Genomic DNA, 265 nt, shown 5'->3' on the forward strand with positions numbered 1-265 from the left:
GATATCTTTATAAGTAAAAGAATTTGATTCAAATACTACTGCAATATTATCAGCATTTCGTTTCACATTTTCTTCAAATAAATCAACGATTGTTTTATTTGTTGGATAAAATACCTCAGTCTTATTAAAATCATTTAAAAGTTGTTCCTTCTCAACTGCAGTGAAATAGTCTAATTGAAATATAGGTAAAGTAGGATTTTTCACTATTTGATTTGATAATGCTTCAAAATGATTTATTAACTGTATTATAAAATCATGATCATAG

At 24.5% G+C, this 265-nt stretch carries 1 protein-coding gene; it reads right to left on the reverse strand.

Annotated elements, in window-relative coordinates; genetic code table 11:
- A partial coding sequence (locus SB724_RS20510; RefSeq protein WP_410572744.1) for a hypothetical protein occupies window positions 1-265 on the reverse strand: 265 nt, incomplete at both ends.

This window comes from Bacillus sp. SIMBA_031 (assembly GCF_046535225.1).
In the GTDB taxonomy this organism is placed as follows: domain Bacteria; phylum Bacillota; class Bacilli; order Bacillales; family Bacillaceae; genus Bacillus; species Bacillus velezensis.